Origin of the sequence: Paenibacillus ehimensis NBRC 15659 (genome assembly GCF_004000785.1) — a bacterium.
Taxonomy (GTDB): domain Bacteria; phylum Bacillota; class Bacilli; order Paenibacillales; family NBRC-103111; genus Paenibacillus_G; species Paenibacillus_G ehimensis.
In genome coordinates this window covers 1-15,441 of the sequence record NZ_BILX01000111.1, presented here as the reverse complement: position 1 = coordinate 15,441, position 15,441 = coordinate 1, and the positions used below count along the sequence as shown (strand labels likewise).

Sequence of the window (15,441 nt, the reverse complement as noted above, 5' to 3'; positions counted from 1 at the left end):
TGTCCAAGCCCCAAAAAACATAACATGGGTAGCAATTTCGAGAAAAACGGAGAAAATTCAAGATCGTCCCTTTCTACATAGGGAGCGTAAACAGGTTGTTTTTAAGAATTGTTCCACGGAAGAAAAAACGCCTACCAAGGGTGAATATGGCCGAAAATGGGAGTTGAAATCTGGTGGAAGACCTTTACCGTCAATCGCTGGATGCAGCCGGTTATGGGCACGAGGAAGCGACGGAAGAGAATGTAAGATCATGTTTCGCGGATTATGTGGATGCTGGATATTGGTCCAATCTATCTATTGACGATGAATTAGAGGAGATCAGCACGCCGGACATGTGCCGTGCTTTGATCCATAGGAGGGATTAAAATGAATATTTGTCGACTAAATACGACAAAAGTAGTCAATATACACCCCTTGCATACTTCTGGAAATCGGGTATATAGTAGGGGTTGGAAAACAAAATATCCGACACCATTCGGCAGTGTTCGCACCACTTCCGAACGGTTTCCCGATAGCGCTATATCGAGAAGCTCTTTTTGAGCGACGGACGTATTTCATATTATATGGAATATATATCCGTGTAAAGAAAAAATTTCTAGAGGCGAGCTATCGAGGCTCGTCTTTTTTTTCGCGTCGGAGTTTTGATTTCCACTCGTCCACGTCGAAGGGATCGATTCCTAGAATGAAACAAATATCAAGAGCCAGAACGACGGAAGGGAACCTATGTCCTTTTTCAATGCTTTGAAAATGGCGCAAGGAGCAGTCAAGAAAATTCATCATGTCTTCTTGCGTATAACCTTTTTGTCGTCGAGCCTCTTGCAGTTTCAACCTGAATCCTCCCTGAACGTGAAAACCCCTACTACGAAGATATTAGACTAAGCACGAAACAAAGTACACGAATGATGTTTCACGAAGCATGTTTCGTGTTCGTCCTTTGAAAACCGCATACAGGGAAGGGATTAATTGGATTGACGAGAACAAATGTTCGATATAAAATGAGAACAATGCTAATAGTTTATATAGTTAAGAAACAGGTAAGGGTGCAGTATTCTAAAGTGATATAATCACTAAATTTATTTACTATTTGGGCCGGTCCCGTTCGGTGTTGCGAAATCGTTGATTTTCCGGCTTTAAATAAAAATTTTTAGGGTAGGGTGCAGCTTTCTATATATATAGAATCCTCCACCTATACCCATATTGACGAAATATTTCTATAAGTGTAATATTTGCGTAGATTCACAAATCCAGTTTAAATTCCAGCCTGTGAAACTGCGATAAATATAAAAAACGCCGCCCCAAGGTGTCTGACCCACCTTGGCAGCGGCTGAGGAATCCAGAGACAACCCTCCGGAATTCCCTGTTTTTGACTATATGTTATTTTCCGTTGCAATTCAACGGTAAAAACTGTCGAAAACGAGAGGGACAGGGTGTATCTATTTTCGGATACTCCTGTCCCTTTTGCATTTTTTCAGGAAGGGATGATTGGAATGGACCCTATTGGTTTCACTGATTTCCTCACTTCATCGGGTACGCCGATCCGCGTATACCATGAGATGAACATGGGGGATCTGATGATATGCATCCTCCTGGCTCTCCAGCTCGGGCAGGGTGCCTATAAATGGATCACTGAAAAGATATGGGGGGGCAAGTGATGATTTATGATCAAAGCACGGTCCTAACCATATATTCCATTCTTTCAGTTGTTCCAGTTTTCATTCACCTTTTTGCATATATGATGTTGCGTATCATGCGGGGGTTGAAGGAATCGAGGGGTGCAAGATGACAAGAGCGCTCGGAGAGTTTTTTATAATGTTTTTTGGAAGCCGGACGGTGCTTGTCATCCTTTCAACATACTTCATAGGGTTAAGTATTTTGACGGCGATCTTGGAGAGCTGGAAGTACAAAAGGGAGGGCAATAATCAATGAACGTTGGAGACGTTTGGGACTGGGATTTCATGTGGTCCGTTTTCCGTAACTTCATGGCGACGGGTTCCCCTTTTGTAATGATTGTCGTGGCCGTCGCGGTCATGGGCATGCTGCTCGGGGCAATCGTCGGGATCGTCATCAAAGCGAGAAGGGGATAGGTATTCATGGGCGATGTAATCCCGGCCTTTTGGGATGATCAAACGTTAGCGACGTTTACCTATTACACCAAAGGCGTATTGAAATACGGGATGCCGCTCATTCTTATCGTCGTGGCCTTGATCATCTCGGAGGCGGTATCCGGCGGCATCTTGGATATGATCAACAAAGCGAGAAACGCCAAGGATGAAGATGACGACGACGATGATGACGACTATGAAGTGTACTATTACAAGAAGCGTTGAGAATCCGGTTACCACGTTTAACGGGGTTACCGGCTCAAATATAAACAAATTTCAGGAGGTATGAAGCATGTTCAAAATGTTGAAGCAAAAGTTTGCCGGAAGCAAACTAGGCATGAAAACCCTTGGTGTCTCCGGCGCTGCGCTGGCTGTAATGGCTTTGACAGCTGGTTCGGCTATGGCCGCACCGATCGATTTCACAGGGACGGACCTTGGTATCACGACGACGGATTTAACGACATCGTCCACGTCGTATGTGAAATTATACGGCCCATTCATTTTGCTTGTACTGGCGCTGATCTTTGCTCCGCGTCTCATTGACTTTCTGTTCTACATCATCGGTAAAGCTCGTCGCACCAAATCCTAATTTTAGGAGAGAAATTCGCAACGGCAACAACTTCAAAATGGCCCTGCCTTCTATATGAGGTCAGGGCCACACTTCTATCAAGGTTGTGTGATCGAATGAAAAAGGTTGCTCTTTTCATGTTGTGCCTGTTTCTACTGCTCCCGGCGGTTCCGGCCTCTGCTTCCTATGAAAATATTGATGAATTTTTTTGTGTGAATGTGGCTCCTCAGAGTACGGGAACATACTATTTCCAGACTGAGGGCGGTGCGACTTCCATTTCCATCCCGAAAGGTACGCTAAAAAGCATATACTGGACGGTTGGTGATGGCGCCGGGTATGTGAAAGAGTATTCTAGAACCTTGATACTTGGAAATGGTGCTACATACGATTTGAATGGTATATACGTTGATGTGAAAGACGAAAAGCAATCTAGTTTTTCGATGAAGGTAGATATTCCGAAGGGGTTGACTAGCAGGCTGAGGATTTACATTCCTTTTGTAAACGCAGATGTTGACGGACAGCATGTTCGGTATGACCTCAAGAAAGGGTGTTACCCTAACGATACATCTCCAAACAATGGCGGGAATCCGCCGGGAGGAGGCACAAAAGCGCCAGATGCGCCAACAAATTTGAATATCTCCGTCAATGGCAGCGCTGGTTCTATCAACTATGAATTTACTCCGTCCAATGACGTGATTCACTATTGGGCATACTTGGACGGTTCAAAATATACGGACCTCCGGTCCAACTCAGGAACGCTGAACAATATGCCTTCGGGAAATCATGAACTTTGTATCAGTGCCGTGAACATGTATGGGGAATCCTCGAAAACTTGTCAGAGCTATACCATGACTGATCCCGGGGGGAATCCGGGAGGAAATCCCGGCGGCAATCCTGGAGGCGATCCGGGAGGGAACCCCGGGGGTAATCCGGGCGGATCGAACCCCGGCGGCGCACCGGTTCCATGTACGAACGATTTTTTTTATCTCGGCGCTCGGGACGAATATATCCTGAACTATGCCGGTTGCTTACAAGGAAGGCCCTCGGGGTTTCAAGTCGATTTTGTGGGGGCAGATGGAACAACCCTTACGAGGCAATATGGTGCCGATGCCGTTACGGGAATTTACTATATGACGTGTAACGGGACATACAATATCAAGTTTTACGGCCAAGGCGGAAGTATCGGACCGTTGACGACTACCCAAATAAAAAATAAACGGTGCAGCTCGCTCAAGGATGCTACTGTTGTGAACGAGCTTCCGGCTCAGCTGCAGCCGACGGGAAACTTGAATTTGGTACAGGCTCCATACCCGGCATCCGGCGGTGATACGTGGGCGACGTTATATAGGAATGGAATAGCCGTGGATCAAAGGTTTGGGAGCGCAAATCCGGTATTCATGATGAGTGAACCGGGGTTGTATACCATCGTCAAGTCCGGCCCCGGCGGAGATATGGGAAGTACTGACCTGATTGTGTCATCAAAAACGTTGGCCGGAGGAAGTATATCCGATCCGTGGGACGGTGCCACCGTGGGCGACGGATCGGGAAATCCGGGCGGAAATCCCGGAGGTAACCCCGGAGGGAATCCGGGCGGTGGGACGGGCTGCGGTGACGTGTGTCAGAACCTTGCGAAGCTGCTGCAATGTCCTGAATGGGGTACGTACATGGGGCAGCTCACGAACGCGATCAAGAACGCGCTGCCGCCGCCACCGGATTGGGATATGGTCGCAGGGAAAATCGGAAATGCAACCGTAAATGCCTTGTCTAAATACCTTGGGCCGGTCCCGGCCGTGCCGACCGTAGACCAAATCAAGCAAAATACAAGCACGCCGTTGCCACCGGTCGACAATAGCGTGCCAGAAGCGATCAACCTAAAGCCCGAGATGCCAGCCGGTTACGAGCAGCCGAAAAAATTCGATCTGAACGACGCGCCGGTAATCGACGTGAAAGATGAATCGAAGCCGTTCATGATCCGGCAGCCGCTAGATAACGTTCCTCACGATCCGCCGAATGTTCCGGTATATCCAAAGGACCAAAGGAACAATTCCAGCGGAATTGATACACCGAAGAATGTGACCGGCACAACGCCGAAGCCGAAAACGAGTTCAGCTCCACCGCCCGTACCGTCTCCCGTTCCGAACCAGACGCCGGGAACAATACCGAGGCCGAAAGACAATCAGGGCACCATTCCGATCCCACGGGATATCCCTTGACAGGAGGTGATAGTTTGAAAAAGATTATGATTTTGGCATTCTTGTTATTTCTGTTCGGTAGTATCAGCCAAAGTTTTGCAGCTCCTGCTGATACCGAAATGGACATCACAAGATATTTCAGGCTTCCCAAGGAAGTCACGGATAACGACCCCTCAACCTATAGAACTTACCAATATATGTGGGGAGGAGACGTAACGTTAGATAGGCCAATCACCATAACAGGTTATAAAATCAACTCGGTCAATACTGTTAATGCTTTTCAATGGCAGCTTTATTCGAATTCTTCTGGAAACGAGATTGCACGCTTTCAACTTGTTGGAGACAATGTGAAACGTTCCGTTGGTCCGTATCAAGTTCAAAGGCTATATTTTTATTGTCTCAATAATAATGGTGGCTGCATTCTAAAAGATTTTACGATCTATGGGTATGCGATGCCCCATTCCAATCCGCCAAAAACACCAACGGGGCTAACCGCAACGGATGGGGAATACCAAGTCACTTTAAAGTGGAACGGGAACACGGAAGCCGATATAGCCGGGTACAAAATTTTTAAAGACTCTGTTTATTTAACAACGACCGAAGGCACAAGTTATACCGTTTCTAATTTATCGCCTAAAAAGTCCTATCGATTTCAAATATCGGCAGTTGATTTTTGGAACAATGAAAGCCCGAAAACAACCGAAGTCATAGGCAATGTAACGGGGCCGATGATACCGGACCCCCCGACACTGAACGTTAGTGACGTGACAGACAGCAGCTTTAAAGTTTCATGGAATAGTGATCCATATGCAGTTGGGTACTCAATTTTTTTGAACGGGCAATTCGTATCTGACGTTACAAAATCGCCATATATCCTAACCGGCCTATCTCCTGAAACAGTGCACGAAGTAACGGTTCGGGCAAAATCTTCGTCAGGCCCGTCCACAGAGTCTTCTATCTCTCAAGATACGAATCCGCTCACGCCCACCGGACTAACGGCCACGGCGGGGAATCAAACCGTTTCCCTAAGCTGGCAAGCAAACGCCGGAAACGCTATAAAAGGCTATTACATTTACCGGAACGGAGCGAAGGTGAACTCTGAACCTATCGAGTCTACATCTTCGATTGTTTCCGAGCTGGTAAACGGCAATGAATACAATTTTCAGATTACGGCGGTTAATATCAGCGGGATCCAATCGCCTAAAAGTGCGATCGTATCCGCAAAACCCTTGAATCCGAATCCTCCATTGGTGCCGACCGGATTAAAGGGGAGTCCGGGGAATCAAACTGTTTCCCTAAGCTGGAACGCAAACCCGGAAAGCGACGTACAGGGCTATTTCATTTGGAAAGACGGCGTCAAGTTAAATGCCGTGCCAGTAACGTCCACATCATATAATGTCAACGGCCTAACGAACGAAACGGCCTACAGTTTTCAAGTATCCGCCTTAAACACATCGGGGAAGGAATCGGCCAAGTCAGCCGCCGTGTTCATCAAGCCCGTCGATGTCAGTCCACCAACGGACCTGCGGGCAAAGGTGCTTTTCAAAGAAGGGAAAGTCGCGCTGACATGGAAGCCGCCGAGCTCGCCGGTTCAAAAATATAACGTGTATCGAAACGGATCCAATATTGGATCCACGACAACCCCTTCTTTGGATGACAAGGCCGTTGTCGATGGGGACCGATACACCTACGAAGTTTCCAGCATCGATGCAATGGGCCGAGAATCTGCGAAGACTCCGCCGGTCTTTGTTTATTTTTCTAAGAATGCAGTGGAGTTCGAAGAAACCGACCTAAATGCGCCGGACCTTCTGAAAACGGCAATAGGATATGTGCTGCTTTTTGGTGGGATCCTCCTGCTGATTCTGACGATCATTTTTGCGCCTCGTCTAATTGACTTCTTCTTTTACCTTGTACAAAAGCGAAAGGACCGAATGGCTGCGGAAAGGGAACGGATTCGAAGACAGGTTTACAGCCGGGAACGGCGGGAACGGGAGGAAGTATACACGATCCGCGGCAGTAGAAAAGAGCTAGCCGCGATCAAACGCAAAATTCAGAAAGAAAACAAGCGGCAGCTCAGCGCATGGAAACAGTTCGAGAGGAAAGGCAGGGGAAAAAAGAATGGCAGAAGCTAGGCTCGTGATGGAATTAGCCGCGCCGTACATTGGATACGTGCTGCCTGCCGTCGCGATCATTTCGACGGTGGCCGTTGCGGAATCATTCACCGGATTTTTGTTCTATATCGTTCATTCAGCGAAGAAAAGGGTTAGGCTATGATTTCCGATTTTTTGAATTGGATCGGCTCATTCTTTCAAAACCTGTTCAAGACGCTTTTTGGCTGGATAGCCGATCTTTTCGGCTATCTATTTCAAAAGCTGTTCGATTTTCTCAAGTTCCTGCTGAATCCGGTACTCATTGTTATAGCCCTGATATTCTACTTTTTGTACAAGCTGGCGGCGCTCGTGCTGCTGTTGCTGCAAGTGCTGCTTGCTATCGGGAAGCTGTTTGTTTCGATGATCAAAGGCCTGTTCATGACGCTGGCCGGTTTCAGCTATACGCCAACGGTTCGGAGTGACGGCCAGTGGTCGAGCATTTTTTCAAACCTGAACCGCGGCTTGGGGGACTATCAGCTCGACAACTTGGCTTATGTCCTGCTGTTTATCATATGGTTCGGCACGGCGTTTGCGGCGATCCGCATTCTATCCAGCATGAAGGGCGGCGATGATGACTAATGTTTGATCTTATTCCGCCGCCACTGAAAAACTTTTTGGACTCGATTTTTGATCCACCGGCCACGTTTCTAAACATGGTCATTCAGTACTTGAACAGCGTTTCACTTGTTGCGGGCAAAGGGATTAACGTCAATAACTATTTTAGTTTTTTCGGCTACCTTCCGGCGCCGCTCGGACAGGTGCTTAGTAGCCTCATGGCTGCGGTGATCTTCCTCGCGCTGCTGCAAATCGTTAAGGCGATCATGAGAATGTACGGACAGATTAAATCATGGGTAAAGTGGTGGTAATTCATGGAGGGCGTATTCAGTTATTTTTTTGCGATCGGTGCCGGTTTCGCGGGCGGCGTCGCTGCGGTGTTTTTTCCTTCGATGTTGCTTTTTAGACGAATGAATAAAAAAGGAGCGAAACGTGATGATTACTAAGCAGCAGCAGCCGGAAGTGCGGGACACACTGGTCGTTTTGAAGGACGACGGCACAAGCGATATTTGCAAGGTGAAAGAGATCAATCACGAACGGCTGCTTGCACAAGGGGAGACGGAATATTCCATTCCAAACGGGGATGTGCGGACGTATATAAGCAAAAGGGGCCGGGTTTTCCTGCTGGCTGCTGATGTCGATTACGTGGCCAATTGCAAGCGTCTGGCCGAGCTGGAGAAGAGTACGATTTTTCGGGACTTGGCCGAATATGAACCGCCGATTCTCCCGGAGCCAAAAGCGGAGCTTTCCAAGTATATTCCGTGGATCGTTGTTGTCATCTTCGGATTCATGTTGTGCGTGAAGTAAACAGAATCGGAGAAGCTGCAGCGGCGATCCGTGCCGATCCGGTGGGAAAGTGTAAACAAAAACGAGCAGCACTGGCGAATCCGGAAAGACTTTTTGTTTACATTTCGGCCGCTGCAGCTCGCGCCAGGGCAAAGAAATTGTAAACAAAAGGACCCTCATTTACGAGAGTCCCGATAATCTTCAATCTGTTTTCTAGTCCAAAGCGGCCCACTTGCAAGTCGTTGAATAGGTTCAGGGAAGTTGCCACGTTGGATATACGTCGCGATACGCCGCTTGTCCCAGCCGAGTATTTCAGCAGCTTCCGCAACACCTGCAAGTGGGGGGATTAGTTTCCCAATGGTTCAATCTCGATGATTTCGAAGCTGCCATGATCGAGAGTATGTAGCTCGGAAAACGTAATTCCGGGATCAAAAGTTTCGCCGTCTTGCTGTTCGAAGAATCTCACACTGGACGCATATTCGACGAGTTGATCGTCTTCGTCGAAACGGAGTTCGAGATGATATACGCCATCGACAGTTTCGTCATCGGTGCAAAACTCGCCGGGAATGTTGACTTTAACGTCTACTTCGCCAGTGTATTGTGTCTCTCTGACTTGCTCGATAATTTTTTTAAACATGGTTATCATCCTCTCAATTTGATTATCCTTTCTTGTATGACATCATCATACATTTTTAGTATGACAAAGTCAACGCTTTTTATAGGGAGAAGCGACGAGATGTAAACAGAATTGAAGGAGCTGCTTCACCGGCCAACGCCGATCCGGTCGTACCATGTAAACAAAAAAACAACCTGAAGGTGATTCCGGAATTGATTTTTGTTTACGTTTTGACGGCTGCAGCTCACGCCAGGGCAAAGAAATTGTAAACAAAGGAGAAGCATATGAACCAAAACGCAAACGCAAATGCGGATAAGATACAAAGCGTTCTGAACGGGCATCTTTTCCCCGAAGTGCAGAATGTGGCCGGTTTGAAGCAAGTCCTTGAGTTCATGGAACCGGTGGCGCAGCCACTTTCCCAACGGCAGATTAAGGCATTGCTGTTCCTTGAAGAATTGGGGCAAAACAAGCGCCTCCATCCTGATGGGAACCCGTACGAAAACTTAATCAAAAAAATTACGGGAGTCTACAAAAAGGCGGTCGCGCCGGTTTCGGTCTTCCTCGAAACGATGGAACAGGTGATTCCAAAGCCGCCAAAGCCTATTATCATGGCCGAAAAGGTGGACAAGGGAGGGAAGAGATAAATGCCGCATCTAATCGGCGTACAAGGGCCGCTAGGGGCCGGTAAGTCTACAACGGGTACATTCATGTCATGGCTGCTTAAAAACGAAATAGAGGCCGCTGGAGGGCATGTGGAGCTATTTGCCAACTTCGACCTGTACGGGGCGTACATCATGAAGGAATCGCAGGACTGGTTTCGGGTGGCCGATGCTCAAGGAAGCATTTGCGTTTGGGACGAAGCACACCGCTCGTTTGATTCTAGGCGCTTCATGACCTATCAGAATCAAGTCGCCACGGATATACTGACTTTCGTGCGGAAAATGGCCTCCATTCAAATATTCATTACGCCCAACGTGCGGCGGCTGGATACCCGGATCAGGGAGATCATGGAGGTATTGATCACGGTTCGGAAGGTAGGGAACCGGGGAATCTCGCTCGACTACTATGATTTTCAGGACGATCAATTCGGGGCATATGGTCGCTTCCTGCACAGCCGGTTCCTTCCGGCCTCAAAGCTCAAGCAGATACACGCTTTGAACCTGTTCGACTCGCACAGCTTCATTCGTGGCTTTCCGCTGCCGAAGACGGAACGGGAAGCCAATCGTTTCATGGACGAGCTGGAAAAGGCTCATGATGAAGCGAGATTCCGGAAGCAGCTCATCACCCCCAAGAATACAAAGGAGGCTGTCATATCATGAAATACAGCATTGTAGCGCCGGAGAAAACAGCCAAGGACCGCAGCGCGCTTGCCTATCATTTCCCATCGATGCCGCTGGTGAAGTATGCGAAAATGGCCCGGGAATATTTCTTTTGGAAACACGTCGAAACCGCTGAAAACATGGCTTTCATGGTCGGAAAAATCCTCGTCCCGGCTGAATGTATCCACTGGAAACGGAAAAAAGAATTGCAGTCTTGGTCCGTCCGGATTCATCGAAGTTCGTTCTATATGCTGAATAAGGAAGTGCTGAACAAAAACGAGCTGCAGCGATATGAAGCCATGCTTCATGCCGTCGAAGATGAGGCGGCAGCCGTCGGAATGTAAACAAAAATTTGTTGGCCAAGCGAGCTGCAGCTCTTGTTTTGTAAACGAAAATTCATGCCGGCAGATCCGGAACGTCTCTTTTTTGTTTACATTTCTTCACCGGCTCGGCGCGGATCGCTCCAGGAACGGCCCGAACGTTGTAAACAAACCGAAAGGGGAATTAACATGTCTGTTATTATGAACTGCATTTGGGTGTGTGTATCAGTTTTTCTTTTTGTGATATCCATGGTTGGTCAATTAGAGTAAGGCGGAATGTGGGTGAAATAGATGCTGGATTCTATGGAAGTTCCATTGGGGGCTATGGCCCTTATAGTTGTCTCTAGTTTCGTGTTTCTGGTATTTCTGTTTTCTGCTTTTTTGGTCATGGGGGTTTATCGTTGGCTCCAGAAGATTCATGAGACTGGAAAAAAGGGGACTTGAAACTAACATATCAAAAAAAAGATAGACAGAGTTCGTAGACACGGGGTAAAATTGGTTAAACAAACCAAAAAGTAAAAACCCCCGTGATTGAGCGAACAATCCCGAGGGTTACGGCTGAACGCTACTCGTACTAGCAGTTCAACCTTGGATGATCAGCTCTATGAAGCTCGATCAGCCAGTGATAGGGTAAGTATATCACGAAAGGTTGTATATGACTAGCGCCTGTAGCGTAATGCTATCGGCGCTTTTTGGCGTTTAAAGGAGGTTTTTTTGATTATGGCGGCAAAAATCACCGTGGCCGATCCGGTCCGGTCGATCAAGTTCAAGAAGAACCCGGACGACGCTAAAGTCACTTGGGTTTGTCTGGAGATCGTCACCGGCGGATCACCGGCAGCGCCGAAGGGCTTGCCTAAAGCCTCACAAGTGACCTACACGGTCATTCTGAACGAAAAGCAATACCGGAAGCTTGAGGCGGATTCCAAGGAAGTAGGGCTTCATGTGAAGGGCAGCAAGGTGTTTATTCAAGGCGAAATCACGCTTGACCTGCCGATCACTATCGTCGAAGGCGAAATAGGCGTAATCGCGTATCAACTAAAGAATGTAGATGCCGAGAAATTGAAGACGGCAGCAGCCAAGGAAGCGACGGAAACAGAGCTTGCCGGGGCGGATCAAAATGAATGAAAACCAAGGTAAAAAGCTAGGTAAAAGTGATAACCAAGGTGCAGAAAACCAAGGTAATAACCTAAGTCAAAAAAAACTGAAAGTCAAGGAAGTTGCCGTAATACTGGGCGAAACGGACGATGTTGTCCGTAACTGGCTTAAGGAACTGGAACCGTATATTCCGATTGAAAAGAACGAAAAAACCGGTTACCGGCTTTTCGGGGAAGAAGCAGTAGCACGAATGCGGCAAATCAAGCAAATGCACCGCGTTCAGGGCTATACAATTAGACAAATTGAGGCGTATCTTGCAACCGGCGAAATCTTCTCGGGGAATGCTCCAGAAGCGCCGGACGCCGTTCGGATCGAGCTGGCCGAAGTGAAGGAACTGCTACATCAGCAAATTGAAATTCAAAAAGAACTGGTGCGGCGGCTCGATCAGCAGCAAAACTATATTGATCAAGCGCTGAAAGCACATGACGAAAATCTCATGCGCACACTGCGGACGCTGCAAGAAGCGAAACAGGAGGCTGCGGCCGCGAAGAAAAAACGCGGCTGGCTGTTCTGGAGGAAAGACTAACGGCGGATTCAACCGGACCAACGTCCGAGAATCAATATACATAAAATAGCGATTTTTCAGGCGTTCGCGCCAATTTGAAAAAAATTGGAACGACGAAGGCTTATTTTTTTGCTGCCTTTTTTCGGAATACAACATCATATCGGGCGTTCAATGCCACCCAAAACGACACTAAAAAAATGCTGGCCGCAAGCTGGTACACGTGGGGTTTGTCGTCCCGACCTCTACCCAAGGCGCGCAAGCGAACAAATCCGAGGCTTGAGATAGCTAGGTTGGCACACGTCGAGCGATCACGTACCGGTAGATGATTAACCCGACTGAACGGGATTCGGGAGGAGCTGTACGCAAAACGCAGCTTCTTTTTGTGCCAGCGCCCCGCGCCCCTAGATTCGGCGGTGTGACTCCACCGACCGATATTCCCGTCCGTGTGATCCGAAAGGGTCAGGCTGGCTGTCGGAGTTAGGAAACCCCTATACGTGATAACGCACGACCTAGGCACGTTGAACGACAGCGAAAAAGCGAAGCGACCGATAGCCGACCGGCGACGGTTGAACACCCGCAAATAGCCCTCCTAACCTTCCGGTTAGGGGGCTGTCTGCTCGCTTCCCTCCGCCTCTCAGCTCTGGTATCACAACCCCCAGCCCCGGTCAAGCACGAATTTGCGAGCAGACAAGGCAGGGGGCAGGGCGAGGGGGAGGATGTTCCAATCAAAAGGCGCGCGGAGCGCGGCTACCGCATATCTCGGCTGGGGACAAGCGGCCAAAGTTGATCGAGTTATGCACATGATTGTGACAGTCAGAATCAATCATTGACGACAGTTGGGGCGCATGATATGATTAAGACAGTCAAAATCAAAAAAAAAGAAAGTGAAACATCCAGTATAGCACCAGCTAGGCACCTGCCCGGGCACCTGCCCGAACACAACCAACGGAAGGAGCATTCCCCTATGGAGAAGCAAAAAGCCGTCGAAATGGCCTACCAAATCGCTACACTGACCTATCCGAGCGACGAAGTACTTGATTTTTTGATGAATCTTCCCTACGAGCGGACGCTTGAGCTTCTTTTAATTCTCCGGCGGTCGCCAAGGCCTGTTCATTCGCCGTTGAATTTCCTGCGGCGTGCGGTGGCCGAGGAATGGCAGACGGAAACCGCGCCCCGGAAGATCAGCCGGAAGGCTCAAGAGATGGCCGTCCAATCGTACATGAAGAAGGGCCTGACCCGCGAGGAGGCCGAAGCGCGGTACAACTCGTGGCACAAATGAAAATGACGGCAAAAATCAAATGAAAGGAGAATTTTTTTGGACGAAAGGCAAGAAAAACGGCGGATGGTACGGGATATCATGAGTGTGTGTCAGTCTAGGTACGTACTCCCCGAGCTTGCAGGTGAATATTTAAAACTCTACGAGCTGGCTAAAAAATTGTACGACGCCGTGAATCTGACTGACCTCAAATTTGATAAGCGATATTGGGAGGTTATAGACCGATTTAACGAGCTGGAGGAACGCTCGGCTGTTCTTCGAAAACAGGATGCACCTCCGGCGGATCCGCCGGAGCCTCCCAAAAAGAAGCGCGGCGGCATGCGGGCCGGAGCTGGCCGGAAGGGGAAAGGGTACGTTCGGAGAAAAACGACGATCAGCCTACCCCCGGAATATTGGGAAATGTTTGACACGATGGCCGAGCATTTGGAAATGGATCAAGCGGCATTGATTCGGGAAATGATCACAACGGCTATCGATGATCATATGGACGGGCAGGACTATGTGACTTGTCCGGTATGCGACGGCGCGGGAGAGATTCAGCCGAAAAAGTCGGCAGAGCCGGTCGTTTGCACCGGCTGCGACGGAAAAAAGAAGCTCCAGCAAGGAAAGCTTAGAATGGAAAAAGATGATAAAATGGGAGAGTGTTCCAAATGAGTTCAAGAGCAATGGTTCAAATTCCGGAAGAGTTGAAAACCAAGGTTGAGGAGCTTAAAGAAACATTTTACGCAAAAACTAACTATGAAGTGATCGAAAAGCTTGTGGCCTACTATGAGCGGGGGGAGCGCCAGAAGATCGAGGACCGACAGAAACGCGAAGCCGAGAAACAGTATCAGCAGGAAGAAATGATTTATGTGGGTGCCGATCTAAAGAAAAAATACTTGGAGTTTGGACAGAGCTTGTCCTTTAAGTCAGAATCGACGCCCTTGGTATTTTTGTTGGAACATTTCAAAAATTCGCCCTCCATCGATAAAAGGACGCTTAACTTTTTGGCTAAACATCTTTGGTAAGCAGGTAATGTAAACAAAATCGTTGCCCTGGCGCGAGCTGCAGCGGCGAATTTGTAAACAAAAATTCGTCAGCAGATCCGGACAGCAGCTCGTTGTTGTTTACATTTCTTCACCGGCTCGGCGCGGATCGCCGCGGCAGCTCCTTCGATTCTGTTTACGTCCAGTTGCATGAAAGGAGGTGAATCCATTTGATTATGTTGCAACTGGGCGGCGAACAAGATATTCGAGACTACTTCTTAGGCTTCGATACACGGCTGCATATTGAAGTTTATTTTCGTGGCCAACAAACCGATGATGACAAAGAGTACCTTTTGCGAATGATACTCGAATCATATCATGTCAGGCAGCATCAAAAATTGAATGTGGGAGGAAGAAAACATTGAAAAAGATTTTGTCTTTGGTTTTGGGGCTGTCTCTGATCGGTTCGACAGCGGCCTATGCTTACCAACCCCCGAACGATCCGCCGGGAGTAAGGAACAAATCCGATGACGTGATGGACTATTTTTCGGTTGAGACATCAGAGGCCGGCAGCTTCTACCTAAAAACTTCCGACGGGAAGGAAGACATAACACCTAGTGTTGACGGTTCGATTTATCGCGTTGTGATCAGCTCAAACAGGGATGCCGTGTTTACTGCTGAATTTCCAGACGGCACGGAGCAGGCTTTTGAGATGGACAAAGTTCATCAGGGATACTTGCTGATCCCGGTTGAGTCCGGCATCAAGTCGTTAAAAATCAAGGTTGGCGCGGATGGAACACGAACAGTCAGGGCTAATCTTCATCAGGTTAGAGTTGCTACCGAAAAAAATAACTTCATCTTCAATTATAAAAAATGGAAGAAGAAAGAGAAGTAATCCCGGACATATGTATCAAAATGATATTTTGTACAGA

General features: G+C 48.1%; 22 protein-coding genes. 20 read left to right on the top strand and 2 right to left on the bottom strand.

The window, feature by feature from the left end:
- Positions 1–606 precede the first annotated feature (606 nt).
- Positions 607–828, bottom strand: a complete 222-nt coding sequence (locus PEH01S_RS32170; protein WP_127490230.1) for a helix-turn-helix transcriptional regulator — start codon at positions 826–828, stop codon at positions 607–609.
- 1,094 nt (positions 829–1,922) lie between these two features.
- Between PEH01S_RS32170 and PEH01S_RS32165 the strand changes: the two genes are divergently transcribed.
- The 10 genes from PEH01S_RS32165 (at position 1,923) to PEH01S_RS32130 (ending at position 8,374) form a co-directional block, all read left to right on the top strand.
- Positions 1,923–2,084, top strand: a complete 162-nt coding sequence (locus PEH01S_RS32165; RefSeq protein ID WP_127490229.1) for a PTS ascorbate transporter subunit IIC — start codon at positions 1,923–1,925, stop codon at positions 2,082–2,084.
- Between the two features lie 6 nt (positions 2,085–2,090).
- Positions 2,091–2,327 (top strand): hypothetical protein, encoded by a 237-nt coding sequence (locus PEH01S_RS32160; protein ID WP_127490228.1) that lies wholly within the window; start codon positions 2,091–2,093, stop codon positions 2,325–2,327.
- Between the two features lie 67 nt (positions 2,328–2,394).
- Entirely contained in the window at positions 2,395–2,691 is a 297-nt protein-coding gene (locus PEH01S_RS32155; protein WP_127490227.1) for a hypothetical protein, read from the top strand.
- A gap of 95 nt (positions 2,692–2,786) precedes the next feature.
- A complete protein-coding gene (locus PEH01S_RS32150; RefSeq protein WP_127490226.1) occupies positions 2,787–4,883 on the top strand; it encodes a hypothetical protein in 2,097 nt (698 codons plus the stop codon).
- A 14-nt stretch (positions 4,884–4,897) separates the two neighbouring features.
- Positions 4,898–6,994, top strand: a complete 2,097-nt coding sequence (locus tag PEH01S_RS32145) for a fibronectin type III domain-containing protein (protein WP_127490225.1) — start codon at positions 4,898–4,900, stop codon at positions 6,992–6,994.
- Positions 6,981–7,136, top strand: a complete 156-nt coding sequence (locus tag PEH01S_RS34920; RefSeq protein ID WP_164828117.1) for a hypothetical protein — start codon at positions 6,981–6,983, stop codon at positions 7,134–7,136. Before PEH01S_RS32145 ends, PEH01S_RS34920 begins: the two co-directional genes overlap by 14 nt.
- Positions 7,133–7,591 (top strand): hypothetical protein, encoded by a 459-nt coding sequence (locus PEH01S_RS32140; protein ID WP_127490224.1) that lies wholly within the window; start codon positions 7,133–7,135, stop codon positions 7,589–7,591. The genes PEH01S_RS34920 and PEH01S_RS32140 overlap by 4 nt, the downstream gene beginning before the upstream one ends.
- On the top strand, positions 7,591–7,878 hold the full coding sequence (locus tag PEH01S_RS32135) for a hypothetical protein (protein WP_127490223.1): 288 nt from the start codon (positions 7,591–7,593) through the stop codon (positions 7,876–7,878). Before PEH01S_RS32140 ends, PEH01S_RS32135 begins: the two co-directional genes overlap by 1 nt.
- Before the next feature lie 3 nt (positions 7,879–7,881).
- Entirely contained in the window at positions 7,882–8,013 is a 132-nt protein-coding gene (locus PEH01S_RS35955) for a hypothetical protein (protein WP_281281554.1), read from the top strand.
- Positions 8,003–8,374, top strand: coding sequence for a hypothetical protein (locus tag PEH01S_RS32130; RefSeq protein ID WP_127490222.1), 372 nt, complete (start codon positions 8,003–8,005; stop codon positions 8,372–8,374). Before PEH01S_RS35955 ends, PEH01S_RS32130 begins: the two co-directional genes overlap by 11 nt.
- A 325-nt stretch (positions 8,375–8,699) precedes the next feature.
- Here the strand turns inward: PEH01S_RS32130 and PEH01S_RS32125 are convergent, their stop codons facing one another.
- On the bottom strand, positions 8,700–8,990 hold the full coding sequence (locus PEH01S_RS32125; RefSeq protein WP_127490221.1) for a hypothetical protein: 291 nt from the start codon (positions 8,988–8,990) through the stop codon (positions 8,700–8,702).
- Between the two features lie 263 nt (positions 8,991–9,253).
- Here PEH01S_RS32125 and PEH01S_RS32120 point away from each other — a divergent pair, with 263 nt between their 5' ends.
- The 10 genes from PEH01S_RS32120 (at position 9,254) to PEH01S_RS32075 (ending at position 15,404) form a co-directional block, all read left to right on the top strand.
- Complete coding sequence (locus PEH01S_RS32120; RefSeq protein WP_127490220.1) at positions 9,254–9,613, top strand: hypothetical protein; 360 nt, start codon at positions 9,254–9,256, stop codon at positions 9,611–9,613.
- A complete protein-coding gene (locus PEH01S_RS32115; RefSeq protein ID WP_127490219.1) occupies positions 9,614–10,288 on the top strand; it encodes a zonular occludens toxin domain-containing protein in 675 nt (224 codons plus the stop codon).
- A complete protein-coding gene (locus tag PEH01S_RS32110) occupies positions 10,285–10,632 on the top strand; it encodes a hypothetical protein (RefSeq protein WP_127490218.1) in 348 nt (115 codons plus the stop codon). The genes PEH01S_RS32115 and PEH01S_RS32110 overlap by 4 nt, the downstream gene beginning before the upstream one ends.
- A gap of 696 nt (positions 10,633–11,328) precedes the next feature.
- Positions 11,329–11,733, top strand: coding sequence for a hypothetical protein (locus PEH01S_RS32105; RefSeq protein ID WP_127490217.1), 405 nt, complete (start codon positions 11,329–11,331; stop codon positions 11,731–11,733).
- Positions 11,726–12,289 carry a MerR family transcriptional regulator gene (locus PEH01S_RS32100; protein WP_127490231.1) on the top strand — a complete coding sequence of 188 codons (564 nt, stop codon included), beginning with the start codon at positions 11,726–11,728 and terminating at the stop codon, positions 12,287–12,289. The genes PEH01S_RS32105 and PEH01S_RS32100 overlap by 8 nt, the downstream gene beginning before the upstream one ends.
- A 943-nt stretch (positions 12,290–13,232) precedes the next feature.
- A complete protein-coding gene (locus PEH01S_RS32095; RefSeq protein WP_127490216.1) occupies positions 13,233–13,547 on the top strand; it encodes a hypothetical protein in 315 nt (104 codons plus the stop codon).
- A 78-nt stretch (positions 13,548–13,625) separates the two neighbouring features.
- Positions 13,626–14,198 (top strand): hypothetical protein, encoded by a 573-nt coding sequence (locus PEH01S_RS32090; protein ID WP_127490215.1) that lies wholly within the window; start codon positions 13,626–13,628, stop codon positions 14,196–14,198.
- Positions 14,195–14,551 (top strand): hypothetical protein, encoded by a 357-nt coding sequence (locus tag PEH01S_RS32085; RefSeq protein WP_127490214.1) that lies wholly within the window; start codon positions 14,195–14,197, stop codon positions 14,549–14,551. The genes PEH01S_RS32090 and PEH01S_RS32085 overlap by 4 nt, the downstream gene beginning before the upstream one ends.
- Positions 14,552–14,739: 188 nt before the next feature.
- Complete coding sequence (locus PEH01S_RS32080; protein ID WP_127490213.1) at positions 14,740–14,934, top strand: hypothetical protein; 195 nt, start codon at positions 14,740–14,742, stop codon at positions 14,932–14,934.
- Positions 14,931–15,404, top strand: a complete 474-nt coding sequence (locus PEH01S_RS32075) for a hypothetical protein (protein ID WP_127490212.1) — start codon at positions 14,931–14,933, stop codon at positions 15,402–15,404. The genes PEH01S_RS32080 and PEH01S_RS32075 overlap by 4 nt, the downstream gene beginning before the upstream one ends.
- Positions 15,405–15,441: the final 37 nt, after the last annotated feature.